This is a genomic window from Novosphingobium fluoreni, from assembly GCF_014196615.1.
In the GTDB taxonomy this organism is placed as follows: domain Bacteria; phylum Pseudomonadota; class Alphaproteobacteria; order Sphingomonadales; family Sphingomonadaceae; genus Novosphingobium; species Novosphingobium fluoreni.
Genome location: NZ_JACIDY010000002.1, coordinates 631,608 through 658,392 on the forward strand (window position 1 = coordinate 631,608; position 26,785 = coordinate 658,392).

The following is a 26,785-nucleotide window of genomic DNA, read 5'->3' on the forward strand; positions in this document are numbered from 1 at the left end:
CATGGCCGTCCTGCATTCCGCACCCCGCTTCGCCTCGAATGAAGGCGTGCTTGACAGTCTCTCGTTGGCGCTGGGCTCGATGCTTGTCTCCGCCAAGGACGAGATGGGCGAAGTCGTCCTAACCGTTCAGCGGGACCGAGTGGAAGATGCGTTGCGCCTGCTTCGCGATCTCCATCAGTACCAGCAACTGATGGAGATCGCCGGTGCCGATTATCCGTCGCGCGCAGAGCGTTTCGAAGTCGTCTACATGTTGTTGTCGTTGACGAAGAACCATCGCGTGATGGTGAAGGTCTCGGCTGCCGAGAATACGCCGGTGCCGACCGTCACCACGCTGTGGCCGGTCGCCGGATGGCTCGAGCGCGAGGTGTTCGACATGTACGGCGTGGTTTTCGCCGGCAATCCGGACTTGCGCCGCATCCTCACCGACTATGGCTTTGAGGGGCATCCGTTCCGCAAGGATTTCCCGCTGACCGGCTATGTCGAATTGCGCTATTCGGAGGAGGACAAGCGCGTCGTCTATGAACCAGTGAAGCTGGCGCAGGATCTGCGGTCATTCGATTTCATGAGCCCTTGGGAAGGCGCGGATTACGTGCTCCCAGGTGACGAGAAGGCGGGCACGCCGCCGGTCGCCGAAGCCAAGGTCACGGAAAGTCCGAAGCAAACCGGGGCAGGTGCTCCTGCGGAAGCGAAATCGCACGAAAAGGTGGTGCCCACTGCCGTGAAGGCAACCGACAAAGCCGAGCCGGGTGCGCCCGATCCCACGGCGAAGCGTGACGATCGCCCCGCTGACGGCGCGGCTTCGGACAAAGCGGGCAGCGGCCCGGCGCCGGAAGGTAGCTGATCATGAGCGGAATGACTCTGGAACGCTCGCCCACCACCACGGGCGAGGCGGTAGACAATTATACGATCAATTTCGGTCCCCAGCACCCGGCGGCGCACGGCGTGCTGCGCATGGTGATGGAGTTGGACGGCGAGGTGATCGAGCGTGTCGATCCGCATGTCGGCCTGCTGCATCGCGGCACCGAAAAGCTGATCGAGCATAAGACCTATCTTCAGGCGCTGCCGTACTTCGATCGCTTGGATTACTGTTCGCCGCTGTGCATGGAGCACAGCTACGTGCTCGCGGTGGAAAAGCTACTCAATATCGAGGTGCCGCTGCGGGCGCAGTACCTGCGCGTGCTGTTCGCTGAACTGAGCCGCATCTGCAATCACATGCTCAACATGGGTAGCCACGTCATGGACGTGGGCGCGATGACGCCGAACCTGTGGTTGTTCGAAATCCGCGAAGATTGCATGAACTTCTTCGAGCGGGCTTCGGGCGCACGCATGCACGCCGCGTGGTATCGTCCGGGCGGTGTTCACCAGGACGTGCCGCTCAAGCTGCTTACCGATATCGGTGACTGGCTGGATACGCGCCTGCCGCAGTTGTTCGATGACGCGATGAGCCTCGTGGTGGACAATCGCATTTTCAAACAGCGCAATGTCGATATCGCGCTGGTCAGCCGTGATGATGCGATCGCCTGGGGCTTCTCGGGTCCGATGATCCGTGCCGCCGGCATTCCGTGGGATCTGCGTAAGAGCCAGCCTTATGATGTCTACGATCGCATGGATTTCGAAGTTCCCGTAGGCACCAACTCCGACTGCTATGACCGCTTCATGGTCCGTGTAGAAGAAGTGCGGCAGTCGGCCCGCATCATGAAGCAGTGTCTACGCGAGATGCCGGAAGGGCCGATCGCGTCGACCGACCGCAAGGTCGTGCCGCCCAAGCGCGCCGAGATGAAAAGTTCGATGGAATCGTTGATCCATCACTTCAAGCTCTACACCGAGGGCTTTCACGTTCCCGCCGGCGAAGTCTATGTCGCGACCGAGAGCCCCAAGGGTGAGTTCGGCGTGTATCTGGTCTCTGACGGCTCGAACAAGCCGTACCGTTGCAAGATCAGGCCCACTGCCTTTTCGCACCTTCAGGCGATGGACATGATGTGCAAGGGGCACATGCTGCCTGATGCCACCGCTATTCTGGGTGCGATCGACGTCGTGTTCGGAGAGTGCGATCGGTAATGGACGGTGTTTCGATCTGGCATTGGGTGATCGTTATGGCGGTCGTCGTGCCGATCGGATTTCTTCCGAGCATCATCGCATTCGCTCGGGGACATGTGCAGAAGTGGTTGGTTTTCGTACTCAACCTTCTGCTGGGATGGACTGGGATCGTTTGGGTCGGCATGCTGATCTGGGCAATCGTGGGAAGGCCGGTGGCTGTGAAGGAAGCCACGTAGAGTTTTGAATGCCGAGACAGGCGGGGTGGGACCCCCTGTTTCGGGTGAGCGTAGCGGGGATGGTGGGAGTACGAGGTATGAAGGCGCAGATGTTCGATATGACGCGGGTTTGGGCAATGCTGACGGGACTGGCGCTGGCCGCCTGGTACTTCGCGGCGCTTTATCTCGGCTTCAAGTCGTCCGACCTGCTGCCGATGCTGGTGACGGCGATCGGCGGCTTCGAGATGTTCCTGTTCGCGCAGGACCAGTGGTTGAAGAGAAAGAGCAAGCATGGCTGATCGCCTTGCCATCGCCGAGGCCATGATCGCACACTACAATGCGCAGGATGCCGACGCGTATGTGGCGTTGATGACTGAGGACGCCTGCGAAGCAGGCTATCGCGGCGCGGTTCTGCGTGACGGGCGCGAAGGCGTGCGTTCGGGTCTGAAGGCGATGTTTGCCGAGTTTCCCAAGAATAAGGCCGAGATCGTTCAGGGCTATGCTCTGGGTGATTTCGTTGTTCTGCATGAGACGGTCTCTCGCTCTCCGGAAGCCGAGCCGTTCGACGTGATGTCGATCTACAGTTTCGAGGGCGACAAGTGCTCTCGCGTGGAGTTTGTTCGCTAATGGCCGACCGTTCCATCGCACCCGATACGCCCGAGTTACGGGCGCGGTGGGGCAATTTCACCTTTGCGCAAAGCTGGGCTGACAAGGCCAAGGCGGCAATCGCGCGCTATCCCGAAGGGCGTCAGCGCTCCGCCGTGATGGCGCTGTTGGACTATGCACAGCGCCAGGTGGGTGAGGAAACCAACACGCAAGGCTGGCTGCCGATACCAGTGATCGAGTACGTCGCGCGCGAACTCGGCATGCCGGTGATCCGCGTACTAGAGGTCGCCACATTCTACACGATGTACAATCTCGTGCCGGTCGGGCGCTTCCATGTGCAGGTCTGCGGCACGACGCCGTGCATGTTGCGCGGGTCGGACGACATCATCGCGACGTGCGAGAAGCGCGGTATGCATGCAGGCCATACGACGGACGACGGCCTATGGACCTTCACCGAGGTGGAATGCATGGGCAACTGCGCATCCGCGCCGATGGTGCAGATCAACGACGACAACTATGAAGACCTGACGCCAGAGCGGATGGACGCCATCCTCGACGCGCTGGCTCGGGGTGAGACGCCCAAAGCCGGCACGCAGGAGCCAGGCCGCCATACGGTGGAACCGGCCGGCGCGCTTTCGACGTTGACGGCCATGGCCAACGAGAACCATGACTATCGGGGTGAGTGGGCATGAGCCTCGCCGACAAGGATCGCATCTTCACCAATGTCTACGGCTATCAGCCGTGGAACCTCAGCGCGGCGCAAGCCCGTGGTGATTGGGACAACACGAAAGACCTGATCGCACGCGGGCGTGACGCGATCATTCAGGAAATGAAGGACAGCGGCCTTCGCGGCCGTGGCGGCGCGGGTTTCCCCACCGGCATGAAATGGTCCTTCATGCCCAAGGAACCGCCCAAGGACGCCGCGGGCAATCCAAAGCCCAGCTTCCTGGTCATCAACGCCGATGAGTCCGAGCCTGGCAGCTGCAAGGACCGCGAGATCATCCGCCACGATCCGCACAAGCTGATCGAAGGCGCGCTGGTTGCCGGTTTCGCAATGGGCGCTCGTGCCGCCTACATTTACATTCGCGGCGAATATATCCGTGAGGCCGAGACGCTCTTTGCCGCCGTGCAGGAGGCCTACGACGCCGGTCTGCTGGGCAAGAATGCGGCCGGTTCGGGCTACGATTACGACGTCTTCGTCCATCGTGGTGCAGGCGCCTATATCTGCGGCGAAGAGACCGCGATGATCGAGAGCCTGGAAGGCAAAAAAGGCCAGCCCCGTCTGAAGCCGCCGTTCCCGGCCGGCGCGGGCCTCTATGGCTGCCCCACCACGGTCAACAACGTCGAATCCATCGCCGTTGCCCCCACGATCCTGCGGCGCGGGGCCAGCTGGTTTTCTAGCTTCGGCGCAGAAAACAATCGCGGCACCAAGCTCTTCCAGATCAGCGGCCACGTGAACAAGCCCTGCGTCGTTGAAGAAGCGATGAGCATTCCCTTCAGCGAGCTCATCGAAAAGCACTGCGGCGGCATTCGCGGCGGAAAGGACAACCTGCTTGCCGTGATTCCGGGCGGTTCGTCCGTGCCTCTGGTGCCTGCCGAGCAGATCTGGGACGCGCCGATGGATTTCGACGGTCTCAAGGCGGTCGGCTCGGGCCTCGGCACCGCAGCCGTCATCGTCATGGACAAATCCACGGACATCGTCCGCGCCATCAGCCGCTTGTCCTATTTCTACAAGCACGAATCCTGCGGCCAGTGCACGCCGTGCCGCGAAGGCACAGGCTGGATGTGGCGCGTCATGGAGCGCCTGCGCACCGGCGAAGCACACGTCGAGGAAATCGACATGCTCCAGCAGGTCACCAAGCAGGTCGAGGGCCATACCATCTGCGCGCTGGGCGATGCCGCTGCGTGGCCGATCCAGGGCCTTATCAAGCACTTTCGTCCCGAAATCGAGCGCCGCATCGAAGAGCGGCTTGGTTCGCTGCAAGAGGCCGCCGAGTAATGCCAAAGGTCAAAGTCGACGGCGTCGAGATCGAGGTTCCGAACGGGGCGACCGTGCTGCAGGCCTGTGAACTGGTCGGTAAGGAAATTCCCCGGTTCTGCTATCATGAACGGCTGAGCATTGCCGGCAACTGCCGCATGTGCCTGGTCGAGGTGAAGCCCGGGCCGCCCAAGCCGCAAGCTTCCTGCGCGCTCCCGGCCGCCGACAACCAGGAAATCCGCACCGACTCGGAGATGGTGAAGAAGGCGCGCGAAGGGGTGATGGAGTTCCTCCTCATCAACCACCCCCTCGACTGTCCGATCTGCGACCAGGGCGGTGAGTGCGACTTGCAGGACCAGTCCGTTGCTTACGGCCGTGGCGGCTCGCGCTACCATGAGAATAAGCGCGCCGTGACCGACAAGTACATGGGGCCGCTGATCAAGACGCAGATGACGCGGTGCATCCACTGCACCCGTTGCGTCCGGTTTTCCGAAGAAGTCGCGGGCGTTGACGAGATCGGCGCGCTCTATCGCGGCGAACAGATGCAGATCACCACGTATCTGGAGCATGCCGCCAAGCATGAGCTTTCGGCCAACGTGATCGACCTTTGCCCGGTCGGCGCGCTGACAAGCCGGCCCTACGCCTTCGAGGCTCGGCCGTGGGAACTGAAGAAGACGCTGGGTATCGACGTTTCCGACGCGACCGGCGCGAACATCCGTATCGATGCGCGCGGCCGCGAAGTGATGCGCGTCCTCCCGCGCATCAATGACGACGTCAACGAAGAGTGGATCAGCGACAAGGCGCGCTATCAGGTCGATGGCCTGACGAAGCGGCGGCTGGATCGCCCGTGGATTCGCCGGGATGGCAAGTTGCAGCCGGCGACTTGGGCCGAAGCATTCGCTGCGGTCGGTTCGCTGAACCCCGGGAACAGCATCGCGGCGATCGCGGGCGACATGGTCGATTGCGAAACGATGTTCGCGGCCAAGACGCTGTTGGGCGCGTTGGGCTCCAGCCAATTGGAAGGCCGCCAGACCGGCATGGATTATGCGACCGACAGCATGGCCGCGGTTAATTTCAACAGTACCTTCAATGGCATCGAGACGGCTGACGTCATCCTGATCGTCGGGTCGATGGTGCGGTGGGAAGCGCCGCTGGTGAACGTGCGCATCCGCAAGGCGGTCAAGCGCGGGGCCAAGGTCTTCCTGATCGGTGCGGAGTGGGAGACCACCTTCGGCGGGGAGTTCCTGGGCACAGATCGTTCGCTGCTGGGCGCTCTGCCACAGCATGTCACCGATGCGTTCGGCGTGGCCAAGCGCCCGGCTATGATCGTCGGCGGAGCGGGGCTGGGTGGTGGCGGCCTTGGTGCGGCGCTTGCACTGTCAAGCAGCCTTAACCTGGTGCGTGACCTGGATGATGGCACCCAGTGGAACGGCTTCAACGTACTGCACATGGCGGCAAGCCGCATGGGTGGGCTGATGCTGGGCTTCGCGCAGAAGGGTGGTCTGGCCGATATCGTGAATGCAAAGCCCAAGGTCGTCTTGTCACTGGGCGCGGACGAAGTGGACTACACCAAGCTCGCAGACTCGATGATCGTCTACATCGGCCATCATGGTGACAAAGGCGCACATGCGGCGGACGTGATCCTGCCCGCGGCCGCCTACACCGAGAAGTCCGGCACTTACGTCAACACCGAGGGACGGGTGCAGTTTGCCGACAAAGCGGTTTTTGCGCCCGGTGATGCGCGTGAGGATTGGACGATCCTGCGCGCCCTTGCGGATGCGTTCGGAGTGTCTGTCGGTTTCGACAGCTTCGAAGAATTGCGCAGTGCGATGATCGCGGCTGTTCCGGCTCTTGGCATCGAAGGCTTGGCGGACTACGGAAGCGCTCTGCCGTCAGGTGGTGGTTCCGCCAGCGGAGCCATCGCCGCTTATCCGATCCAGGATTTCTACATGACCAACCCAATCGCGCGTGCGAGCGCCGTGATGCAGCGCTGCTCGGCGGAATTGCTGCACGGTGAGGATATGGCGGAGGCAGCGGAGTGACCGCTTTCTTCCAATCCCTGGGCATGTCCTTCGAATGGGCATGGACGATCGCGACGATCTGCGGCATCCTGCTGATCGCGCTGCCGCTGATGCTCGGCGTAGCGATGATTATTTATGCCGATCGCAAGATCTGGGCGGCCATGGCTTTGCGCCGCGGCCCCAACGTGGTCGGTCCTTTCGGCCTGCTTCAATCGTTCGCGGATGGCCTCAAGGTTTTCCTGCAGGAAACGATCATCCCATCGGCGGCCAACAAGGGCATTTTCCTGATCGCGCCGATCGTGACCTTCACGGTGGCGCTGCTGGCCTGGGCGGTGATTCCGTTCAACTCCGGCGCGGTGTTGGCGGACATCAATGTCGGCTTGCTATACGTGCTCGCGATCAGTTCGCTGGGTGTCTATGGCACGGTGATGGCAGGCTGGGCGTCGAACTCGAAGTACCCCTTCTTCTCCGCCATGCGCGCCTCGGCGCAAATGATCAGCTACGAAGTCTCGATCGGCTTCATCCTGATCTGCGTGGTGTTATGGGCCAACAGCTTCAACCTCAACGACATCGTGCTGGCGCAGAAGGGTGCGGGCCTCGGCTTCGTGAACGGCTTCTGGTTCAACATCCTGCTGTTTCCGATGTGGGTGATGTTCCTGATTTCCGGTATGGCCGAGACCGGTCGCGCGCCGTTCGACCTCACCGAGGCTGAGTCCGAGCTCGTCGCCGGCTTCCAGACCGAATACTCGTCGATGTCGTTCGCACTCTACTGGCTGGGCGAGTACGCTAATGTGCTGCTGATGTGCGCGCTCAACGCGACGCTGTTCTTCGGTGGGTGGTTGCCTCCGTTCGAGATCCCGTTCCTCTATTGGATCCCCGGCTTTGTCTGGCTTCTGCTCAAGATCCTGTTCTTCTTCTTCATCTTCTCCTGGGTGAAGGCGACGGTGCCCCGGTACCGCTACGACCAACTTATGCGGCTGGGCTGGAAGGTTTTCTTGCCGGTATCGCTCGGCTTCGTCGTCCTGGTTTCGGGCTGGCTCATGTTTACGAGGTATGGCGCATGAGTGTCGCCCAACTGGTCAAGTCCTTCACGCTCTACGAGTTCGTGAAGGCACATGCTCTGACGCTGAAGTACTTCTTCAAGCCCAAGGCGACCCTGAATTATCCGTTCGAAAAGAACCCGCTGTCGCCCCGCTTCCGCGGCGAGCATGCGCTGCGCCGTTATCCCAATGGTGAGGAACGCTGCATCGCTTGCAAGCTGTGCGAGGCAGTCTGCCCGGCACAGGCGATCACCATCGAGGCCGAGCCGCGCGCTGACGGTTCGCGCCGTACGACGCGCTACGACATCGACATGACCAAGTGCATTTTTTGCGGTTTTTGCCAGGAAGCGTGCCCGGTCGACGCAATCGTCGAGGGTCCTAACTTCGAATATTCGGTCGAGACGCGCGAAGAACTGCTGTACGACAAGACGAAGCTGCTGGCGAACGGGGACAAGTGGGAGCGGGCACTCGCCGCGAACCTTGAAGCCGACGCGCCCTACCGCTAGGGGCGCGGCAATCATGATCCACGTTTTTGCCTTTTACCTGTTTGCGGTGCTGACGATCGCCTCCGGCGCGATCACCATTCTCGCGCGCAACCCGGTGCATTCCGTGCTTTGGCTGATCCTGGCGTTCTTCAACGCCGCCGGCCTGATGGTGCTGGTGGGTGCCGAATTCATCGCGATGCTGCTGGTGATCGTCTATGTCGGTGCCGTCGCGGTTCTGTTCCTGTTCGTCGTCATGATGCTCGATATCGACTTTGCCGAACTGCGCGCCGGCTTCATCAAGAACTTTCCGTTGGGTATGTTGATCGCGCTGGTCCTGTTGGCAGAGATCGTGCTGGGCATCGGCGCGTACAAGGCGGGCGCTATGCATCTGGGTACGCCCGACGGCACCGCAATCACCGCGCCAGGTGTCAGCAATATCGCCGCGATCGGTCAGCTGCTTTATGGCCGCTACCTGTTCCTCTTCGAGGCGTCGGGTCTGGTGCTGCTGGTCGCCATGATCGGTGCGATCGTCTTGACCCACCGCCAACGTCCTGACTCGCGCGGTCAGAACATCGCACGGCAGAATGCGCGCCGTCCGGATGAGGCGACGATCAATATGAAGCCCGAGATCGGTAAGGGGATGACGCTGTGATCGGCATCGAACACTATGTCGTCGTCAGTTCGATTCTGTTCGTGCTGGGCGTCCTGGGTATCTTCCTCAACCGGAAGAACATCATCGTCATCCTGATGGCGATCGAACTGATCCTGCTGGCGGTGAACCTCAATCTCGTGGCTTTCAGCGCATTTCTGCATGACTTGACCGGTCAGGTCTTCGCCATGTTCGTGCTGACGGTGGCGGCGGGCGAAGCTGCGGTGGGCCTCGCGATCCTCGTCATCTATTTCCGTAGCCGTGGCACCATTGCCGTCGACGATGCCAACCGGATGAAGGGCTAAGACGTTGCACTCCATCCTCATCATCGTGTTCCTGCCGCTTCTGGCAGCGATCGTCGCAGGCCTTGGTAACAAGCAACTCGGGGCGTTTCCGGCAAAGGTCATCACGACCGGCGCGTTGTTCGTCGCTTGTGGGCTGTCTTGGCCGATCTTCCTTTCTTTCTTGAACGGCAGCGCAGAAGCTGCGGTCGTGCCGGTGCTCAAGTGGGTTCAGTCGGGGACGATGACGTTCGACTGGGCTTTGCGGGTCGATACGCTGACCGCAGTCATGCTGGTCGTGATCACCAGCGTATCCGCACTCGTCCACCTGTATTCATGGGGATACATGGAGGAGGAGCCAGATCAGCCGCGCTTCTTCGCGTACCTCTCGCTGTTCACCTTTGCCATGCTGATGCTGGTGACGGCGGACAACCTGGTGCAGATGTTCTTCGGTTGGGAGGGTGTCGGCCTTGCCTCGTACCTGCTGATCGGGTTCTGGTTCCGCAAGCCTTCGGCCAGCGCCGCCGCAATCAAGGCCTTCGTGGTCAACCGCGTCGGCGACCTGGGCTTCATGCTTGGCATATTTGGCACCTACCTTGTCTTCAATACGGTTTCGATCCCCGAGATCTTGAGCGCTGCGCCGGGTATGGCCGGCTCGACTATCGGTTTCCTGGGCTACCGTTTCGATACCTTGACGGTACTCTGCCTGCTGCTGTTCGTCGGTGCGATGGGCAAGTCCGCACAGCTGGGTCTACACACTTGGTTGCCTGACGCGATGGAAGGTCCGACCCCGGTGTCGGCGCTGATCCACGCAGCGACGATGGTGACCGCGGGTGTCTTCATGGTCTGCCGCCTGTCACCGATGTTTGAGGCGGCGCCGACCGCGCTGGGTTTTGTCACCTTCATCGGCGCTTCAACCTGCTTCTTTGCAGCAACGATTGGTTGCACCCAGTGGGACATCAAGCGCGTCATCGCGTATTCCACCTGCTCGCAGCTTGGCTACATGTTCTTTGCGGCCGGGGTCGGTGCTTTCGGTGCGTCGATGTTCCACTTGTTCACGCACGCCTTTTTCAAGGCGCTCTTGTTCCTCGGGGCAGGCTCGGTGATTCACGCCATGCACCATGAGCAGGACATGCGGTATTACGGTGGCCTGCGGAAAGAGATTCCGGTCACCTTCTGGGCGATGACCGCAGGCACTCTGGCCATTACCGGGGTCGGTATCGCCGATGTATTCGGTTTTGCGGGTTTCTACTCCAAGGACTCGATCCTGGAGGCTGCGTACGCCGCCAATTCGCAAGTCGGCAGCTACGCTTTCTGGATGGGCATCTTCGCAGCGTTGATGACCAGCTTCTATTCCTGGCGTCTGGTGTTTCTGACGTTCTTCGGCAAACCGCGCTGGGCCGCGTCCGAGCATATCCAGCACGCCATTCATGACGCGCATGATCATGATGCCCACGTTGGTCATGGCCACGGGGCCGAGCATAGCGATGCGCCCGCCCATGAAGACGCTGGACACGACCACCATCACGCTCATGGCGCGGATGCCCATGAAGGGACCGGCGGATATCATCCGCACGAGAGCCCGTTGATCATGCTCATCCCATTGATCCTGCTGTCGATCGGTGCGGTCTTCGCAGGCTTTGTATTCCACCACGCCTTCATTTCGGAAGGCACGGGCGAGTTCTGGAAGGGCAGCCTGGCATTTGCCGAGCATACAATCCACGCGATGCATGGTGTGCCGACCTGGGTGAAGTGGGCGCCGTTCACGGTGATGGCGATCGGTCTGGTGACCGCGTGGTACGGGTATATCAAGAATACCCGCTTCCCCGCTGCCGTGGCCGAACAGCTGGGGCCGATCTACGCCTTCGTTTATCGCAAGTGGATGTTCGACGAACTGTATCACTATCTTTTCGTCGTGCCTGCGCTCTGGCTGGGTCGCGTCTTCTGGAAAGTGGGCGATGTCGGCATAATCGACCGCTTTGGGCCGAATGGCGCGGCGTGGGTTGTCGCCAAGGGTTCGCACTACGCACAAAAGGTGCAGTCGGGCTATCTCTACAGCTACGCGCTGGTCATGCTGATCGGTCTTGTCGCCGCTATCACCTGGGTGATCAAGTGACGCGCGGCGAGACCCGAACGGGGAATTATGTGTCTTGTTTGAGAGGGCGTAAGTAATGGGGGGCTTTCCGATCCTCTCCCTGATGCTGTTGGTGCCGCTGGCCGGCGCCATCGCCTGCCTCAAGCTGCAGGCGCAAGCAGCGCGGACTGTCGCGCTGACCGCCACGCTTATCGATCTGGCGCTGGGCATCCTGCTGTGGCTGAACTTCGATGTCGGCGGCGCGCAGTGGCAATTCCAGGAGCGGCATGCCGTTTTCTCAAGCTTTTCTTACGCGCTAGGGATCGATGGGATCGCGTTGTTGCTGATTGTGCTGTCCGTGTTCCTGATGCCGGTTTGCATTGGCGCAAGCTGGACGTCGGTTACCAAGCGCGTCGGCGAGTACATGGCGGCGTTCCTGCTGATGGAAACGCTGATGATCGGCGTGTTCGCATCGCAGGACTTGTTCTTGTTTTACATCATGTTCGAAGCCGGCCTCATCCCGATGTACCTGATCATTGGCGTGTGGGGCGGGGACAACCGTATCTACGCCAGCTACAAGTTCTTTCTCTACACCCTGCTGGGATCGGTCGTGATGCTGGTCGCGATGCTGTGGATGGCGAACACCGCCGGCACCACCGACATTCCAACCCTGATGGCGTACGACTTCAGTCCGCAGGCACAGACGTGGCTGTGGCTGGCATTCTTCGCGAGCTTCGCGGTGAAGATGCCGATGTATCCGGTGCATACCTGGTTGCCGGACGCGCACGTTCAGGCGCCCACGGCCGGATCGATCATCCTGGCCGGTGTGCTGTTGAAAATGGGTGGCTATGGGTTCATCCGCTTTTCGCTGCCGATGTTCCCGGACGCCAGCGCGCAGTTCGCTCCGCTGGTTTTCGCGCTGTCGATGATCGCCGTCGTCGTCACCTCGCTGATCGCGCTAGTCCAACATGATATGAAAAAGCTGATCGCCTACTCTTCGGTCGCCCACATGGCGATCGTGACGCTGGGTCTTTTCGCCTTCAACGTGCAGGGTCTGGAAGGCTCGATGCTGGTCATGCTCAGCCATGGCCTGGTATCGGGTGCGTTGTTCCTTTGCGTGGGCGTGATCTACGATCGCCTGCATACCCGTGAGATCAGCCGCTATGGCGGCCTTGCCATCAACATGCCGCGTTACGCACTGTTCTTTCTGCTCTTCACGATGGGCTCGATCGGGCTGCCGGGCACGTCCGGTTTCGTCGGTGAGTTCCTGAGCCTGGGCGGCATCTACCAGGTTTCGACCTGGGTGGCGTTGGCGGGCACTACCGGTATCATCCTGGGCGCTGCCTACATGCTCTATCTTTATCGCCGCGTCGTCTTCGGAGAGCAGAAGAACGCCGACGCTGCCGCCATGCCGGATTTGACCTTGCGCGAATACCTGATGATGATCCCGCTGGGCCTCGCCGTGCTGTGGATGGGTGTTTATCCTGAAAGCTTCATCGCGCCGATGCGTCAGGATATAGCTGCGCTCGACGCACGCTTGGCCCGCGTAAAGCCCGCCTACGACGGCAAGCTCATCGTGGGCAAGGGAGCGCCGCTCGCCCATGAAGAAGCGCATGGAGAGGGGGGGCACAACTGATGGATCTCGCTCACTCGCTGCGCCTTATCGCGCCTGAAACCACGCTCAGCATCGCCAGCCTGATCCTGCTGTTGTTTGCAGCATGGAGCGGCGACAAGGCGTCTCGCACTTTATCTATCGCTGCCGTCGCTGTGCTGGTCGGCTGCATGTTCCTGGTAGCCCCGGCGCTCTGTTCCGGCGCCATGGGCCCGGACGTCATGGCGTTCAACGGCCAGTTCCGCGCCGACGCTTTCGCGGCTTTCGCGAAGCTGCTGATCTACGGCTCGTCTGCCGCGGCGCTGATCATCGCACCGGCTTTCTTCGAGCGAACCGGATCGATGCGCGCTGAGTATCCGGTGCTGATCCTGCTGGCGGCGCTCGGCATGGGCATGATGGCGTCTGCCAGCGACTTGCTGACTTTATACATCGGGCTCGAGCTCAATTCGCTGGCATCATACGTGCTGGCGGCCTTCCTGCGCACGGATGGCCGATCGGCGGAATCCGGCCTCAAGTATTTCGTGCTGGGTGCTCTTGCTTCCGGCATCCTCTTGTTCGGTGTCAGCCTGACCTATGGATTTACCGGAACGACGTCGTTCGCCGGCATCAGCGCAGCGTTGCAAGGGGGTATCCCGACGGGCGCGGTATTCGGCATCGTGTTCGTCCTGGCGGGCCTCGCTTTCAAGATTTCCGCCGTGCCATTCCATATGTGGACGCCTGACGTGTACGAAGGCGCGCCGACCCCGGTGACGACCTTTTTCGCCACAGCTTCGAAAGCTGCTGCCCTGGCACTGCTGATGCGGGTGTCGCTGGAGGCTTTCGGGTCGCAGGCCATCGCGTGGCGGCAAATCGTGATGTTCGCGGCGCTTGCCTCGATCGTGGTCGGCGCGCTCGGCGCGATCGGTCAGACCAATATCAAGCGCCTGATGGCCTATTCCTCCATCAACAACGTCGGTTTCGTGCTGATCGGACTTGCGATCGCAACGCCGCAGGGCGCGGCGGCGATGCTGACCTATCTCGTCATCTACGTCGCCATGTCGCTGGGGGGCTTTGTCGCCATTCTGATGCTGCGGGATGACGAGGGACGGCCTTTGGAAGCCATCGCCGATCTGGCTGGCCTTTCCCGCACGCGTCCTGGCTTGGCGCTGGCACTGGCCATGATCATGTTCAGCCTTGCCGGTATTCCGCCACTCTTCGGCTTCTGGGGCAAGTTCGTGGTGTTCCAAGCTGCCGTCCAGGCCGATTACGTTGCCTTGGCCGCGATCGGTATCGCCGCTTCGGTGATCGGTGCGTTCTATTACATCAAGGTCGTGAAGATCATGTATTTCGACGAGCCGATGGACGCGGTCAAAGGGCGCAGCGATTGGGCCCATGGTGCGCTGCTGGTGATCATGGCCGTCTTCATGTCGCCGCTGGGATATCTGCTGACGAAGTGGCTGGATGGGTTGGCCCAGGCTGCCGCGTCCGCGCTGTTCGTCGCCGCGTAAAGCGCCGCGTCGCTTGATCGAGGTCGTACCCGAAACGGGCTCTACCAATGCGGACCTTCTAGCGCGTCTTGCAGCGGGTGAGGACGTTGTCGAAGGGCATTGGCTGGTAGCGGATCGGCAGGTTGCCGGCCGTGGCCGCCAGGGCCGGGTGTGGAACGATGGGGCCGGTAACTTCATGGGATCGACCGTGATCCGCCTCCGGGCCGGTGATCCGCCTGCGCATACGCTGTCCCTCGTTGCGGGCGTGGCGACATATGCGGCCGTCGAGGCCAGCGCGCCAGAATTGTCGGGTACGTTCTTGAAATGGCCCAACGACTTGCTGGTGCGCGGTGCAAAGCTTGCCGGCATCCTGTTGGAACGCTCTGGCGAGGCCGTGGTGCTGGGGGTGGGCGTTAACCTGGCCAACGCTCCCAAGCTACCCGATCGTCAGACTGTCAGCCTGGCGTCAAAGGGCTTTGCGGTCAGCCGAGACGCTTTTGCCGATCTGCTCGACACGTGCTGGTCGCATGCGCTGCGTTCCTGGAGAAGCGGCGGGTGGGAGGAATTGCGTCAGGACTGGGCGGCGCGCGCGCATCCGATTGGTACGCCGTTGCAGGTCCACGGGCCGGATGGTGAACTGATGCGGGGTGCCTTTGCGGGGCTTGGCAACGATGGGGCCTTGCAACTGGAGCTTAGCGGCGGCACGAGACGACAGATTCATGCGGGCGAAGTTTCTCTCGCGCCGCGTCGCTGATCCAGGACACCCGCCATGCTGCTTGCCATCGATGCCGGCAACACCAACGTCGTTTTCGCCCTTTTTGACGGGCGCGCCATGAAAGGCCGCTGGCGTATCGCCACCGATCCGCGCCGGACCGGTGATCAGTACGCCGTCTGGCTGCTTCAGCTTCTGCAGATTCAGGGTTTTTCGCGCGAGGCGATCAATCGGATCATCATATCCACCGTCGTGCCGCGTGCGCTGCATAACCTGGAAATGCTGGCGCAGAACTATTTCGGGATCGAACCCCTCATCGCCGGACAGGCGGAGGCAGACTACGGGATCGACATCGATGTCGACGAGCCGCGCTCATTGGGGGCGGATCGCGCGGTGAACGCGGTGGCCGCGCACGCCAAGTACGCCGGCGACCTGATCGTCATCGATTTTGGTACGGCGACAACGTTCGACGTGGTGGACTTCAACGGGGCCTACAAGGGCGGCATCATCGCGCCGGGCATCAACCTTTCACTCGATGCGCTGGTCGGCAATACGGCGAAGCTGCCGCGTATCGCGATCGAGGTGCCAAAGGGCACCAGCGTCATCGGGCGCAATACCGAAGATCAGATGCTGATCGGCGTGTTCTGGGGCTACGTCGCGATGATGGAGGGGCTGATCGCCCGTATCCGCGCCGAAATCGGGCGACCGGCTAAAATCATCGCTACGGGCGGCCTTGCCGTCCTGTTCAACGAGGCCACCGACATCTTTGATGCGGTTGATGCCGATCTGACCCTAGAGGGTCTCGCAATATTGGCGGAGCGTGCCGACAAGTGACTGATGTAAATAGCCCCAAGGCCTACAAGCCGGGCGAGGAATTGCTGTTTCTGGCGCTGGGTGGCTCCGGCGAAATCGGGATGAACGTCAACCTATACGGGTGCCAGGGCAAGTGGCTGATGGTCGACCTGGGCATGACGTTTAGCGGCAACGAATATCCCGGCGTTGACCTGGTATTTGCCGACCTGGAGTTTATCGAGCAGCGCCGTGAGGATCTGATCGGCATCGTGCTGACGCACGCGCATGAGGATCATATCGGCGCGGTGCCCTACTTCGCCAAAAAGCTGGGTGTGCCGCTTTACGCCACGCCGTTCACCGCCAGGCTGGTCGCGGCCAAGCTGGAGGAGGAGGGCATCCTCGACCAGATCGAGCTGAACGTCGTGCATGATCTCGACGAGTTCGAGCTGGGGCCGTTCGGGATCAGCTATGTGCCGCTCGCGCACTCGATCGCCGAGGGCAACGCGCTGCTGATCGACACGCCGTTCGGGCGCGTGTTTCACACCGGCGACTGGAAGATCGACGAAGAGCCGCAGATCGGCACTCCTGCCACGGCGGAGGAACTGACCGAGATCGGGGACGAGGGCGTGCTGGCGCTGGTTTGCGACTCCACCAATGTGTTCAATCCGGAACCATCCGGGTCCGAGGGTGAGGTCTTGCGTGGGCTGCAGGCCGAAGTTGCGCGGCACAAGGGCAAGCGGGTTCTCGTCACCACCTTTGCATCCAACGTGGCGCGGCTGCAGACGCTGGGCGCGGTGGCGAAGGCGACCGGGCGCGAGCTGTGCGTGGCGGGGCGATCGCTGGATAGGATCATCGAAGCCGGTCAGGCCAGCGGCTATCTGAAGGACCTGCCCACGCCGGTCGATTTTGACACGGCGATGAGCCTGCCGCGCGGCAAGGTGCTGATCGTCGCCACCGGCGGCCAGGGCGAACCGCGCGCGGCGTTGTCCCGCGTGGCGGAAGGCAATCATCCGCTTTCGCTGGAGGAGGGCGATGTGGTGCTGTTTTCCAGCCGCCAGATCCCCGGTAATGAAATCGCGATCGGTCGAATTCAGAACCGCCTGGCGGAACGCGGCATCGTGCTGATCACCGATCGGCAGAGCCCGATCCACGTCTCGGGACACCCCGGACGGCCCGAATTGGAAACGCTGTATCGCTGGATTCGCCCTGAAATCCTGGTGCCGGTCCACGGCGAAATTCGCCACATGCGCGAACAGGCGCGGTTGGGGCTGGCGACCGGCGTGCCCAAGGCGGTGTTCCAGCAGAACGGCGATCTTGTGCGGCTTGCCCCGGGCAAACCCGGCAAGATCGAGTCGGTTCGCGCGGGCCGTCTGGTGCTGGATGGTGACATGATCGTGCCTGCCGATGGCGACGCGGTTGTGATGCGGCGACGACTGTCCTCAGCGGGTGTCGTCACCGTAGCGGTGGATGCCCGTGGCGTCGTTCAAGTCGACGCGCTTGGCCTGCCGCTCGATTCCGATCACGAGGCGTTCATCAACGAAACCCGGCGGGACGTGGCGGATGCGTTGGCGGCGGCGCAGAAAGCGCGGGCCGATTTTGGCAAGCGGCGTGAAGCGGCACGGCTTGCCGCGCGCCGGGCGGCTTCACGATGGACGGGCAAGAAGCCGCAGGTGATCGTCATGCTCGCCTCGGATCAGTAAGGAACGCAAGCCATGCAGTGGACGTCGGTCATCGCCATCTACGCCTTGCTATGGGTGCTTGCGGCGTTCCTTGTCATGCCTTTCGGACTGCGCACTTCGGATGAGGTTGAGGGGCACACGGTGGAGAAGGGCCACGCGGACAGCGCGCCGGTCAATTTCCGGCCCCGCCGCATCGCCTTTCGCGCCACGATCCTGTCGGCCGTGATGATGTTCGCGTTCTACCTGAACTACGTGAACGGGTGGGTCGATGTTCAGGACCTGAACTTCTACGGTTCCCCGCCCATCAAGAGCATGGGGTACTGACCTAGGGGCGCTACGGCGTATGTCCTCCCCGGGGGTAGGTTAGGCTGGAGCTTATTCCTTCGATAAGCGCCGATGCTACCAATGGGTCATAGGGACAGAGCCTGGCAGGCAAATCGGCCCGCCACGCTGCCTTAGCTCCGCAGGCGCTCAATCCCTTGGGCCAGCGCCACGTAGAGCTTGCCCATGTCCGAAGACAGCAGTGTCACGCCCAAGGCATGGCCTTCGCGGGTCGAGAGGATCTGCCGCAGCAGCGCTTCGAAGTCGTGGATATAGCGGCTGACATGCTCGCGGAAAGTGTCGTCTCGCTCGAACAGTTGCTGGATCGCTTTCACTTCGCCCGCATCAAGCAAGGACACGGCCCGGCGGGCAAAGATGCCACGGTCGCCGCGCAGATAGGCCGACCATGCGGTGTCAGCGACATCGCTCGACAGCGCCGTGGCAATGTCGATCGCGTTTGATTTCAGCGAGTCAACGATCAGCGCGGCGTTTCGGCTGAAGTCGTTGTCGACCTGCTCCTGCGCGATTTCCCGCGCGAGGGCGACCCGGCTTTCCAGTCCGACCACGGCGTCTTCCATCGCGGACAGTTGCTCGCGCATCTGCAGCGCCGCCTCGCGGCCAGCGCCAGACGCATGGGCGACGGCCTGCTCCAGCGCACCGGCCGCCTCGGCCGCACGCGGGCGCATGACACGGTCGATCGCCTTCGCGCTTTCGTCGCCCAACTGGTCGGCCAGTTTGCGCACGCGGCTCGCACCCTCTTCCTCGAGGCTGGCGAGCGCGGCCCGGACGGAAGCGGACAATTGCTCAACCGCTGCGCCTAGTTCCTCGCGAGTTCGCAGGCCAACGCGTTCGCTGGTCCGTTCCACGTCTTCCAAGGCGGCGCGCAAGGCCCCGATCTCAGCGTAATGCGTCTCGTTGTGTTCGGAGAGGGCGGACTGGCCGCTGGCGAGTTCGGCCTGCACCGAAAGCACCGCCTCGCGCGTGCCGTCGATCGCCGTATGCAATTCGCCGCTGCGGCGAGCGCCCGCGCCGATGTCGTCGATCAGCTGCAACACTTTGTCTCCCAGGCGGGAGAGGCGATCGTCCGCCACCGAGAGCGCTTCGGGCAACACGCCGGAGCTATGCTTGGCGCTGGCCTGGATCAGTTCGAGCAGGCGCACGCTGGCGTCGGTCAACTTCTCGACCTCGCCCTCGGTCGCGGCCAGCGTCGTGCGTGATGCGGTCAGGCGGTCGCTCAGCACCGCCAGGCTTCGGGAGAGGACACCCTCTGCCTCGGCACCGCTTTGCGCGATAGCCGCCAACCGTTCGCTGTGATCGCTGAGCGATCCGACCAGCGCTTCGCTACGCCAGGCGAGGGCATCGGAGTGCCGCTCGTGTTCGGCCAGTCGCTCCGCCACCGCACCGTCCAGTGCCGCAAGCTGCGACTGGATACGCGTCAGTGCCGCCTGCTCGCCGGCAGAGATCTGCGATTGCAGTTCGCCCGCCCGCGCGCGCAAGCGATCGACGCGTTCTTCCAGTGCGGCCAAGGCGGCCTTGTCGGTCGCCGCAAATTGCGTGCGCAATTCCTCGCCGCTGCGCGAGAGCTTGTTCGCACGTTCATCCAGTGATTCAAGGCTGGCGCGCTCGACTTCGGTGATGCGGGCTTCCAGTTCGGCGCGGCGTTCCTCGATGGTGGAGAGGCGGCCGTTCCAGGCTTCGACCGCGCGGCCCTCGCTATCCTGCAAGGCGCGACCGACGACGCCGCTTTCATCGCGCAAGGCGGTCAGGCGGGCGCGCAACGACGTGAGGCTTTCGGCCTCATGATGGTCGAGCGAGGCTCGGGCTTCTTCCACTTCCTGGGCCAGGGCGGCGGCGCGGGTGCGGATCGCCGCCAGCATCTCCACCTCGTCCCGCTCCAGGCTGGTGCGGAATTCGGCACCGCGCTGGGCCAGGGCGTCAAAACGATGCGACGCCAGTTTTTCGAGATCGTCGCAGACGCGGCGGAAATCATCGGCGGCCGCTGTCATCGACTGGCGGACGACGCCAACCTGCGCCTCGCTCGCCGCGCCGACATCGCTGAGCCGCTCAAACCCGGATACCAGATCCTGCAACTGGCTTTGCGCGGTCCGCCCGGCGTTGGCGATGTGGTTGGTCACGTCCTTGGCGGAACTGGCGATCACCGGCAATTGGCCGCGCAGGCGATCCATGTTTTCCAGTGCGGTCTTGCTGACGGCCTGGATGGTTTCCAGCCGCCCGCCGTTTTCGACGATGAGCGATTGGAGGCGATCGGCGTTCTGCGTCAGGCGCTCTACCGCCAGCCGTCCCAGCGTCTCCAGGTCGCGGGACTGTGCCGCGACGAATTCGCGCGCCAGGCTAAGCTCTCCGTTGACGCTGGACAGCCGTGTCTGCAGCAGGGCGCTTTCCCGCGAAAGCAGGGCGGCGGCATCGCCAAAGCGCCCGGCCTCGCGTCGGCTGGTGCGCATGGCCAGCAGCCATACTGCGACGACGAGCAGGACCGGCACCGCCCACTGCATGACCATCGCCGGCACCTGGCCCGGCGGCAGCGTGGCCAGCGCTGCCCATTGCGACCAGAAAAAGAAACCTGTCCACAGCGCAATCACGCCAAAGGCCCCGGCCATCGGCAGAACGTCAGATCGGGAGGCGGCGACGGGCTCGTCCTCGATCCAAGCGGAGGCGTCGATCATATCCGATTCGCTCTCGGGCATGCCCGGTGTGTCCTGAAACGGGGCAGTTTCTGCGCCGTTTTGTTCGGATGCGTTCGCCCCGAAGGCGATTATGCGTGTTTCCCCTGACATCGTCGGAAAATATCACGAAGGGGCCGTCGCGTTAAACCCCGGTTTAGCCCTAGGGCTTACCACGCTTGTGGATGGCGTACGAAGCAGGTGCCCTTGAAGCCACGCTACAGGCTGCGGCAGGCGGTGATGCGGCTCTGTTCGAGGAACTGCGCACGGCGTTCGTGGATAGCGTCGCGCGCCAGGTCGACTTGCTGGAGCGCGCCCGTTGCGATGGCAATTGGACGATCGCGGCAGTGCGGTTGAAAGGGTTGGCCGCCTCGTTCCACTCCGAAGCGTTGCTGGAACTGGCCGAGGAGGCCTTGGAAGCCGCTCCCGGAGAGCCGATGGCGGTGCGACGGCTCAAGAGCTACCTGGCGACATTCGCGACCCCTTGAGTACGCAAAAGCAGTTTTCCGGAAGGCCTCTTCGCGTCGCGCTTGGCACTTTCGTCATCAGTGCCTAGGACAGCATCGTCCGGTTGGACGGGAACAGGGCTTCCCGAACGTCAGGATAGATGGAGATATCACTCTGCGCACCGCCCTGCTTGCCATGCTGGACCCCGTGGGAGGCTCGATGGCCTACCCCCGCGCGTTCCTGCGCATCGCCGGGACGACGCTGGCGCAGCATCAACTGGGCATGGCCCTTGCCTTGGATTGCCAGCGCGTGATCTGCCTCGCGCGGGGGCCGTCGCCAGAGCTGAACGCCGTCCAGCGCGCGGTAGAGGCGGCGGGCCTGCGCTTCCATATCGTGGCGGGACCGCAGCAGTTGTCCGCCCTTGTCACCGCTACCGACGAACTGATCGTGATCACCGAGGGCGTCTTTGCCGAGCCGGGTGACGTAGCGGAACTTCTGGAAGGTACCCGCCCGGTCGTCCTGGCGCTGCCCGATGACGGAGCGGTGGCCGAAGGGTTCGAACGGCTGGACATCAACCACGCCGCCGCTGGCGTGATGCGTATTCCCGGCTCCCTGGTGGAGCGATTGCATGACCTGCCGGCGGACTGCGATGCGGCATCGGCGTTGACGCGTATCGCGCTGCAATCCGGCGCGCAGATGCAATACGTTCCGGCCGAGGAGCGAACGGCGGCGAACTGGCGCATGGTCCGCTCCGAGGCGGATGCGCTGATGATCGAGACGGACTGGCTGCGATTGCGGCTGGCGGGTGGTCCGGCTGTGACGTTGTCTGATCGGCTGGCGCGGGCGGGCGTACTTTCTTTCGGATCCTCTCTGCTGCATGGCGGCAACGCCAGCGGCATGACAGGGCTGGGGGTGATGCTGGCGATGGCTCTGGCCCTGGCGCTGGGTTTTGCCGGGCTGACGGTGCCCGCGTTCGTGGTCATTGCGCTGGGCTGGGTGATGGCGCGCGCGACGGGTCTGCTGCGCAATGCCGAGCGACACGCCCATCGCGTGTTGGCCCCGGCGATCCCGCGCGCCGACGTGCTGGGCTGGGCGGTGGACGTGACGCTGGTGATCGTCGGCGTCGTGGGTGTCACGGCCGCTGAGGACGGCGTGCCGATCCCCCTGGAGTACCGTATCTTCGCCCCCGTGATGCTGATGTTGATGGTACATCTTGCTTCGCGTTTGCTGGCTGGTCGCCTGGCTGCCTGGACGTGTGACCGCGCAGCGCTGGCGCTGCTGCTGGCGGTCGCAGCCGCTTTGGGATACCTGGGCATCGTGATCCGGATCGCCGCCGTCGCTCTGGCGATCGCCGCCGTGCTGCTGCCGCCGCGTCGCTCGGCGTAATGGTTGGCGCTGGATAACCCGGCCTTAACCAGCGCAGGCTTATCGATCACGTATGTTCGATCCCCTCGCGCGCACCAGCAATGGGCTTTCCATCACGGATACCGTGCGCGCAGCGTTGGCCCGCGACGACGCGCTGGCCGATACGGTCCAGCCGATTTTGCGCCACCTCATCGCCAGCGATCACGGTCCGCTGTTCGGCGATGCGATCATCGCCCAGATATTGGGAACGAGCCAGGACTTGTCCCGCCAGCTGCTAAGCCGCCACGCCGGTCGCCCCGTGGCGGGGGAGCCGTTCGTCGAAGAGAGGGTAGGGGCGCTGGGCGATGTCCTGCTGGATGATCCAGCCTTGCTTGCGCACCTCCACGGCCAGGCGCTGGAATGGCATGTCTGTGCGCAACTGCAGGATGCGCCGGCGTTGGATCCGGTGATATCGCCCTTGTTGCAAGCGTTTGTCGCCAGTCACGAGCCCTCGTTGAACGGTGCGGCTCTGAAGGTTCTGGCGGCGCAAACGCGCTGGCGGCAGTCCAGCCGGCGCATGCAGTTGCCGCTGCAAGAGCTTCCCGCAGACCTGCTGCAAGCGGCGCTTGTCGCGACGCGCGCCGTCACGCCGATCGGCTCGCCCTGCGAGCCGCAAATCCGGCAGGCCTATGACGAGGGCGCAACCCGTATCGCACTGTTGGCACGGCTTGTTACCGAGCTGGGAACGGATGCCATAACCGCGCTCGATCTGAGCCGCGCGGGTGGCAGTCTCTTCGTGAGTGCAGTGGCGCAACAGACCGGGCAGGATCGTGACAGGGTGCTGCGTTCGATCGTCGCCGGCCAGTCCTTGCGCCTGGCGCTGTCCCTGATCGCAGCGGGGATGCCGGTGGCGATGGCGCAGCAGCAAATTGTGACGCTCCATCCCGATGCCATGCTGCCTGACGGTTTGGCCGGTCTGACCTCTGGCGAGGCCGCCGCGTTGCTGGCAGGAGCCGCTTGAGCGTGGACCTGGCAGAACCGATCCTGGCCCGCGCGGTTAGCGACGCGCTCGACACCTTCGTAGAGGCGGACGAGCCGCTGGCGGGGTTGCAGCACAGCTGCGGCGGGGAAATCCCGGGCCCCATCGCGATCCCGGAATTGCTCGAACTGGTGCGCCGCGCCCGCCGCTATGGTTTCCGCCTTGCACGAGCGATCCATGCGCAGGATGGCTCCGAGAACATCACTGCCTGGGTCGAAGTCGATCCGTGTATCGCCGATGGAGGTTGCGAGATCATCCTGCGCAGCTGGCAGTCGGCTTCGGTCGTGCCGGACGATGCCGCAACCGTTCTTTCCCGCCGCACCTTGCTTGATCGAGAGATGGCGGAATTGAGCGCGCTGCTGGATGCGGATCAGCGTCTCGTGATGGTCACCCAGGCCTTGGGTGAGTTACAATCGCTAGGCACAGAGATGACCGCCGGCATCGGCCAGCCATTTACCGATTTCCTTGCGCCGCAGATCCACAGCGCCGCCGTGTTGCACTGGCGGATGCTGGATGGGGCGCCCGTGGCGATCGAGGGGTCGCAGCGGCCGTGGAGGATCGTCCTGGTTCCGCAGGGGCGACCGGGAGCGGACCCTTCCGGGTTCGAACTGCTGCTGGTATCTGACGAGCCGCCCCCAGCGGCGTCGGTTCAGGACGCTGCCGCACCGCAAGTCTCACCCGGACATGGCTTGGTCGGTCATGACCTGGCCCCGGTGCTGCGCCAGCCGATCGCCCGGATCGTCGCCAATGCCGAGACGATCCGCTCGCGCCTCGCAGGACCGTTGCCGGACGCTTACGCGGATTACGCGGGCGAGATCGCCAATGCCGGCCGCTTGCTGCTGGGGCTGCTGGAGGATTTGAGCGATCTGGAAGTAGTGGAATCTGAAAGCTTCGACACTGCACCCGATCGCATCGATCTGGCGGAGGTGGCGCGTCAGGCCTCCGGGATATTGAGCGTCCGGGCGCAGGAGAAGGGCATCACCGTCATCGTTCCCGCGCAGGACGCACGTTTAGGCGCGATCGCGGAGTTTCGCCGGGTTCTGCAAGTGCTGATCAACCTGATCGGCAACGCCATCCGCTATTCGCCGGAAGAATCGACGATCGAGGTCCGGCTGGAGCGGGATGAGCATCGCGTGCGGGTGATCGTGGCCGACCAGGGCCCCGGCCTTTCGGCCGAGCAACAGGGTATCGTGTTCGAAAAGTTCGAGCGGCTGGGCCGCAGCGGCGATGGCGGATCGGGCCTTGGCCTCTACATCTCGCGTCGATTGGCGCGGGCGATGGGTGGCGAGTTGTCAGTCGACAGCACGATCGGCGAGGGCGCGCGCTTCATTCTGGAGGTTCCCGCCGATCTTGCGGCGGACAAGTCGTGATTGCGCGCAGTCCCAAGGCTCAGCGTTGGCGCGGCAAGGCAAGCCACAGCACGATCGCCCCGGCCGCTGCCAACAGCAGGCCATTGCGCGCCCAGGTCCGATCCTGGAGCATGAAGCTGTCTGATGGCCATAACACCACGCCGGTGCCCTGGCCCAACCACAGCAGGCCCATTGCGATAGCCAGCACGGCGATGATGCAGGCGCCGATCCGCACGAAGCGCATGTCCGCTGGTTCCTCCGATAATTCAGACACCAGCATATGCCCGATGGCATCAGATAGCGAGCAAAGCCTTCTCCATGCTTTGCTTTAGTGTGGGACAGGGGCCTCGGGCTCGGACGCTCAGCCCCATTACTCTTGGCGTTATCGCGGCGGTGCTGGCGCTGGTGCCGGTTCTTGCCGTTTCGATACCGGGTTTTTCGGATGCCCCAGCCCATATGGCGCGGCACCACATCCTGGCGATGGCATCCTCAAGCACGCCGCTTTCCCACTACTTCGTGGTCCACTGGCAATGGATCGCCAACCTGGGGGAGGATATCCCAGCCGTTTTTCTGGCCCACTGGCTGGGAGGAGACCTGGCGACGCGGCTGGTATCAGCGGCCATCGCACCCCTGACGATCGCCGGCATTCTCGCCCTCTCGCGCGCCGCGCATGGCCGGGTTACGGGCAGCGCGATGCTGGCGACACCCTTGGCGCTCAACCAGGCGTGGATGTTCGGCTTTTTGAATTATTGCCTCGGCATCGCGCTCGCCCTGTTGACCGCCGCATGGCTTTTCTCCCGACAGCGTGAACGTCTACCCGAGCAGGCTATATTGGGTATCGCCGCGCTTGTAGTCTGGACCGCGCACATGGCTGCCTGGGCCACGCTGCTGCTTCTGGCCGCCGCCAACGAATTGGCGCGCCTGCGCTCTATCCACGACATCTGGCCAGCAATCCGCCGGAATCTGCCGCTGATGCTGCCCGTTATCCCGCTGCTGATATGGCGCGCGCATTCGCACGGCGCAAACGTCACCTGGATCTACGAAGACGTGGTGCGATACAAATTAACGGTCTTCGCCGGTTCACTGCGCGGCACCTGGATGAAACTGGACCTGGCGTTGCTTGGCGCGATATTTCTAAGCGCCCTTCTGGCGTTGCGCTGGACCGGACGGCAGAGACAAATGGAGCCTCGGCTGCTGATCGCAGCGCTACTGCTCGCAGCCGGAGCGCTGGCCGCCCCGCTTTACCTGCTCAACTCCTGGGGCACCGACGTGCGCACCGCGCCGATCGCGATCATGCTGTTCGTGATGGCCGTGCGCCCGGCAATCGACCTACGCAAGGAACGCCTGGTATGCCTTATCGGGTTGAGCCTGTTTCTGGTGCGGCTGGGGAGCGTCACTTGGGCATGGGCGTCGCGCAGCGCTGAGTTGGAGCATCGCCTGACTATGCTGGATGCCGTGCCCCGTGGCGGCAAACTGGGCTATGTCTATGTGCGTGACAGTTGCGACGGCTGGGCGCTCACCCCTGATGAGAAGCTGGCAAGCTACGCGGTCACGCGCCGCGATGCCTTCGTCAACACACTCTTCATGGTCGACAATGCTAGGTTGTTGACGATCCGCGACCCCAAGTTTCAGGAGCGTTGGACCAGCGATTCCCAGCGTGTTACTTTGAAGTGCCCGGAAGATCGGGTGGATGCCGTTCAACTTCAGGAGCGGTTGCAGGCGATGCGTCAGGATCATTTCGACGCCATCTGGGTATCGGGCGTGCCTGCTGGTGAATTGCCGCCCGTGCCCGGCTATCGCGTCGTGCGCCATTTCCCCAAACAGGCGATGCTGGTGCAAAGGCGATAAGCGCTTTCTCGGCGCCGCACCGCTTTTACCGTAACTGCCTTGATAAAAGCGCACGATATGACGGGTGTGGCGGCCGAGCACCTCGACCGTTTCTCCTTTTGGGAAGCAC

The 26,785-nt window shown here is 62.8% G+C and carries 26 protein-coding genes; 24 read left to right on the plus strand and 2 right to left on the minus strand.

Translation table 11 applies throughout. The annotated features are described in order from the left end of the window. Position 1 precedes the first annotated feature (1 nt). The 19 genes from GGR39_RS06760 (at position 2) to GGR39_RS06850 (ending at position 17,971) form a co-directional block, all read left to right on the plus strand. Positions 2 to 841: an NADH-quinone oxidoreductase subunit C gene (locus tag GGR39_RS06760; protein ID WP_183616398.1), complete on the plus strand. Its 840-nt coding sequence runs from the start codon at positions 2 to 4 to the stop codon at positions 839 to 841. Between the two features lie 2 nt (positions 842 to 843). After that, on the plus strand, positions 844 to 2,058 hold the full coding sequence (locus tag GGR39_RS06765) for an NADH-quinone oxidoreductase subunit D (protein WP_394659391.1): 1,215 nt from the start codon (positions 844 to 846) through the stop codon (positions 2,056 to 2,058). After that, the gene (locus tag GGR39_RS06770) at positions 2,058 to 2,273 is read left to right on the plus strand and encodes a superinfection immunity protein (RefSeq protein ID WP_183616399.1); all 216 of its coding nucleotides are present in this window, start codon (positions 2,058 to 2,060) and stop codon (positions 2,271 to 2,273) included. Before GGR39_RS06765 ends, GGR39_RS06770 begins: the two co-directional genes overlap by 1 nt. A gap of 77 nt (positions 2,274 to 2,350) precedes the next feature. Next, a complete protein-coding gene (locus GGR39_RS06775; RefSeq protein ID WP_183616400.1) occupies positions 2,351 to 2,551 on the plus strand; it encodes a hypothetical protein in 201 nt (66 codons plus the stop codon). Further along, positions 2,544 to 2,879: a nuclear transport factor 2 family protein gene (locus GGR39_RS06780; protein ID WP_183616401.1), complete on the plus strand. Its 336-nt coding sequence runs from the start codon at positions 2,544 to 2,546 to the stop codon at positions 2,877 to 2,879. Before GGR39_RS06775 ends, GGR39_RS06780 begins: the two co-directional genes overlap by 8 nt. Continuing rightward, positions 2,879 to 3,550 (plus strand): complex I 24 kDa subunit family protein, encoded by a 672-nt coding sequence (locus GGR39_RS06785; RefSeq protein ID WP_183616402.1) that lies wholly within the window; start codon positions 2,879 to 2,881, stop codon positions 3,548 to 3,550. Before GGR39_RS06780 ends, GGR39_RS06785 begins: the two co-directional genes overlap by 1 nt. Further along, a complete protein-coding gene (gene nuoF, locus GGR39_RS06790; protein ID WP_183616403.1) occupies positions 3,547 to 4,857 on the plus strand; it encodes an NADH-quinone oxidoreductase subunit NuoF in 1,311 nt (436 codons plus the stop codon). The genes GGR39_RS06785 and nuoF overlap by 4 nt, the downstream gene beginning before the upstream one ends. After that, positions 4,857 to 6,878, plus strand: a complete 2,022-nt coding sequence (gene nuoG, locus GGR39_RS06795) for an NADH-quinone oxidoreductase subunit NuoG (RefSeq protein WP_183616404.1) — start codon at positions 4,857 to 4,859, stop codon at positions 6,876 to 6,878. Before nuoF ends, nuoG begins: the two co-directional genes overlap by 1 nt. Then, positions 6,875 to 7,921 carry an NADH-quinone oxidoreductase subunit NuoH gene (gene nuoH / locus GGR39_RS06800; protein WP_183616405.1) on the plus strand — a complete coding sequence of 349 codons (1,047 nt, stop codon included), beginning with the start codon at positions 6,875 to 6,877 and terminating at the stop codon, positions 7,919 to 7,921. The genes nuoG and nuoH overlap by 4 nt, the downstream gene beginning before the upstream one ends. After that, a complete protein-coding gene (nuoI, locus tag GGR39_RS06805; protein WP_058737860.1) occupies positions 7,918 to 8,403 on the plus strand; it encodes an NADH-quinone oxidoreductase subunit NuoI in 486 nt (161 codons plus the stop codon). The genes nuoH and nuoI overlap by 4 nt, the downstream gene beginning before the upstream one ends. 13 nt (positions 8,404 to 8,416) lie before the next feature. Then, positions 8,417 to 9,034: an NADH-quinone oxidoreductase subunit J gene (locus tag GGR39_RS06810; RefSeq protein ID WP_183616406.1), complete on the plus strand. Its 618-nt coding sequence runs from the start codon at positions 8,417 to 8,419 to the stop codon at positions 9,032 to 9,034. After that, the gene (gene nuoK, locus GGR39_RS06815; protein ID WP_058737862.1) at positions 9,031 to 9,336 is read left to right on the plus strand and encodes an NADH-quinone oxidoreductase subunit NuoK; all 306 of its coding nucleotides are present in this window, start codon (positions 9,031 to 9,033) and stop codon (positions 9,334 to 9,336) included. Before GGR39_RS06810 ends, nuoK begins: the two co-directional genes overlap by 4 nt. A 4-nt stretch (positions 9,337 to 9,340) precedes the next feature. Further along, positions 9,341 to 11,428, plus strand: a complete 2,088-nt coding sequence (nuoL, locus tag GGR39_RS06820) for an NADH-quinone oxidoreductase subunit L (protein WP_183616407.1) — start codon at positions 9,341 to 9,343, stop codon at positions 11,426 to 11,428. A 55-nt stretch (positions 11,429 to 11,483) separates the two neighbouring features. Next, complete coding sequence (locus GGR39_RS06825) at positions 11,484 to 13,022, plus strand: NADH-quinone oxidoreductase subunit M (RefSeq protein ID WP_183616408.1); 1,539 nt, start codon at positions 11,484 to 11,486, stop codon at positions 13,020 to 13,022. Next, positions 13,022 to 14,485 carry an NADH-quinone oxidoreductase subunit NuoN gene (gene nuoN / locus GGR39_RS06830; RefSeq protein ID WP_183616409.1) on the plus strand — a complete coding sequence of 488 codons (1,464 nt, stop codon included), beginning with the start codon at positions 13,022 to 13,024 and terminating at the stop codon, positions 14,483 to 14,485. The genes GGR39_RS06825 and nuoN overlap by 1 nt, the downstream gene beginning before the upstream one ends. A 13-nt stretch (positions 14,486 to 14,498) precedes the next feature. Continuing rightward, on the plus strand, positions 14,499 to 15,218 hold the full coding sequence (locus GGR39_RS06835; protein WP_058737866.1) for a biotin--[acetyl-CoA-carboxylase] ligase: 720 nt from the start codon (positions 14,499 to 14,501) through the stop codon (positions 15,216 to 15,218). 15 nt (positions 15,219 to 15,233) lie between these two features. Further along, positions 15,234 to 16,010: a type III pantothenate kinase gene (locus GGR39_RS06840; protein ID WP_183616411.1), complete on the plus strand. Its 777-nt coding sequence runs from the start codon at positions 15,234 to 15,236 to the stop codon at positions 16,008 to 16,010. An 80-nt stretch (positions 16,011 to 16,090) separates the two neighbouring features. Next, the gene (locus GGR39_RS06845) at positions 16,091 to 17,668 is read left to right on the plus strand and encodes a ribonuclease J (RefSeq protein WP_183616530.1); all 1,578 of its coding nucleotides are present in this window, start codon (positions 16,091 to 16,093) and stop codon (positions 17,666 to 17,668) included. Positions 17,669 to 17,680: 12 nt separating this feature from the next. Next, positions 17,681 to 17,971: a DUF1467 family protein gene (locus GGR39_RS06850; RefSeq protein WP_183616412.1), complete on the plus strand. Its 291-nt coding sequence runs from the start codon at positions 17,681 to 17,683 to the stop codon at positions 17,969 to 17,971. A gap of 131 nt (positions 17,972 to 18,102) precedes the next feature. Here the strand turns inward: GGR39_RS06850 and GGR39_RS06855 are convergent, their stop codons facing one another. Continuing rightward, entirely contained in the window at positions 18,103 to 20,673 is a 2,571-nt protein-coding gene (locus GGR39_RS06855) for a coiled-coil domain-containing protein (RefSeq protein WP_246388381.1), read from the minus strand. A gap of 161 nt (positions 20,674 to 20,834) precedes the next feature. Between GGR39_RS06855 and GGR39_RS06860 the strand changes: the two genes are divergently transcribed. The 4 genes from GGR39_RS06860 (at position 20,835) to GGR39_RS06875 (ending at position 24,849) form a co-directional block, all read left to right on the plus strand. Beyond that, positions 20,835 to 21,137 carry an Hpt domain-containing protein gene (locus tag GGR39_RS06860; protein ID WP_183616414.1) on the plus strand — a complete coding sequence of 101 codons (303 nt, stop codon included), beginning with the start codon at positions 20,835 to 20,837 and terminating at the stop codon, positions 21,135 to 21,137. Between the two features lie 178 nt (positions 21,138 to 21,315). Continuing rightward, positions 21,316 to 22,482, plus strand: a complete 1,167-nt coding sequence (locus tag GGR39_RS06865; RefSeq protein ID WP_246388383.1) for a hypothetical protein — start codon at positions 21,316 to 21,318, stop codon at positions 22,480 to 22,482. Positions 22,483 to 22,534: 52 nt separating this feature from the next. Then, positions 22,535 to 23,461 (plus strand): hypothetical protein, encoded by a 927-nt coding sequence (locus tag GGR39_RS06870; RefSeq protein WP_183616415.1) that lies wholly within the window; start codon positions 22,535 to 22,537, stop codon positions 23,459 to 23,461. A gap of 2 nt (positions 23,462 to 23,463) precedes the next feature. Continuing rightward, a complete protein-coding gene (locus GGR39_RS06875) occupies positions 23,464 to 24,849 on the plus strand; it encodes an ATP-binding protein (protein ID WP_183616416.1) in 1,386 nt (461 codons plus the stop codon). A 19-nt stretch (positions 24,850 to 24,868) separates the two neighbouring features. Here the strand turns inward: GGR39_RS06875 and GGR39_RS06880 are convergent, their stop codons facing one another. Continuing rightward, entirely contained in the window at positions 24,869 to 25,102 is a 234-nt protein-coding gene (locus tag GGR39_RS06880; RefSeq protein ID WP_343055805.1) for a hypothetical protein, read from the minus strand. 59 nt (positions 25,103 to 25,161) lie between these two features. Between GGR39_RS06880 and GGR39_RS06885 the strand changes: the two genes are divergently transcribed. After that, the gene (locus tag GGR39_RS06885) at positions 25,162 to 26,676 is read left to right on the plus strand and encodes a hypothetical protein (RefSeq protein WP_183616417.1); all 1,515 of its coding nucleotides are present in this window, start codon (positions 25,162 to 25,164) and stop codon (positions 26,674 to 26,676) included. The last annotated feature ends 109 nt before the right edge of the window (positions 26,677 to 26,785 follow it).

Bases quoted from the DNA above. Each gene is read 5' to 3' on its own strand.
- GGR39_RS06865 (WP_246388383.1), top strand. From the start codon at position 21,316: ATGGCCTACCCCCGCGCGTTCCTGCGCATCGCCGGGACGACGCTGGCG.
- GGR39_RS06850 (WP_183616412.1), top strand. From the start codon at position 17,681: ATGCAGTGGACGTCGGTCATCGCCATCTACGCCTTGCTATGGGTGCTT.
- GGR39_RS06770 (WP_183616399.1), top strand. From the start codon at position 2,058: ATGGACGGTGTTTCGATCTGGCATTGGGTGATCGTTATGGCGGTCGTC.
- GGR39_RS06845 (WP_183616530.1), top strand. From the start codon at position 16,091: ATGAACGTCAACCTATACGGGTGCCAGGGCAAGTGGCTGATGGTCGAC.
- GGR39_RS06775 (WP_183616400.1), top strand. From the start codon at position 2,351: ATGAAGGCGCAGATGTTCGATATGACGCGGGTTTGGGCAATGCTGACG.
- GGR39_RS06760 (WP_183616398.1), top strand. From the start codon at position 2: ATGGCCGTCCTGCATTCCGCACCCCGCTTCGCCTCGAATGAAGGCGTG.
- GGR39_RS06765 (WP_394659391.1), top strand. From the start codon at position 844: ATGAGCGGAATGACTCTGGAACGCTCGCCCACCACCACGGGCGAGGCG.
- GGR39_RS06870 (WP_183616415.1), top strand. From the start codon at position 22,535: ATGTTCGATCCCCTCGCGCGCACCAGCAATGGGCTTTCCATCACGGAT.
- nuoI (WP_058737860.1), top strand. From the start codon at position 7,918: ATGAGTGTCGCCCAACTGGTCAAGTCCTTCACGCTCTACGAGTTCGTG.
- nuoG (WP_183616404.1), top strand. From the start codon at position 4,857: ATGCCAAAGGTCAAAGTCGACGGCGTCGAGATCGAGGTTCCGAACGGG.
- GGR39_RS06860 (WP_183616414.1), top strand. From the start codon at position 20,835: ATGGCGTACGAAGCAGGTGCCCTTGAAGCCACGCTACAGGCTGCGGCA.
- GGR39_RS06810 (WP_183616406.1), top strand. From the start codon at position 8,417: ATGATCCACGTTTTTGCCTTTTACCTGTTTGCGGTGCTGACGATCGCC.
- GGR39_RS06840 (WP_183616411.1), top strand. From the start codon at position 15,234: ATGCTGCTTGCCATCGATGCCGGCAACACCAACGTCGTTTTCGCCCTT.
- nuoN (WP_183616409.1), top strand. From the start codon at position 13,022: ATGGATCTCGCTCACTCGCTGCGCCTTATCGCGCCTGAAACCACGCTC.
- GGR39_RS06825 (WP_183616408.1), top strand. From the start codon at position 11,484: ATGGGGGGCTTTCCGATCCTCTCCCTGATGCTGTTGGTGCCGCTGGCC.
- nuoF (WP_183616403.1), top strand. From the start codon at position 3,547: ATGAGCCTCGCCGACAAGGATCGCATCTTCACCAATGTCTACGGCTAT.
- GGR39_RS06785 (WP_183616402.1), top strand. From the start codon at position 2,879: ATGGCCGACCGTTCCATCGCACCCGATACGCCCGAGTTACGGGCGCGG.
- GGR39_RS06855 (WP_246388381.1), bottom strand. From the start codon at position 20,673: ATGCCCGAGAGCGAATCGGATATGATCGACGCCTCCGCTTGGATCGAG.
- GGR39_RS06780 (WP_183616401.1), top strand. From the start codon at position 2,544: ATGGCTGATCGCCTTGCCATCGCCGAGGCCATGATCGCACACTACAAT.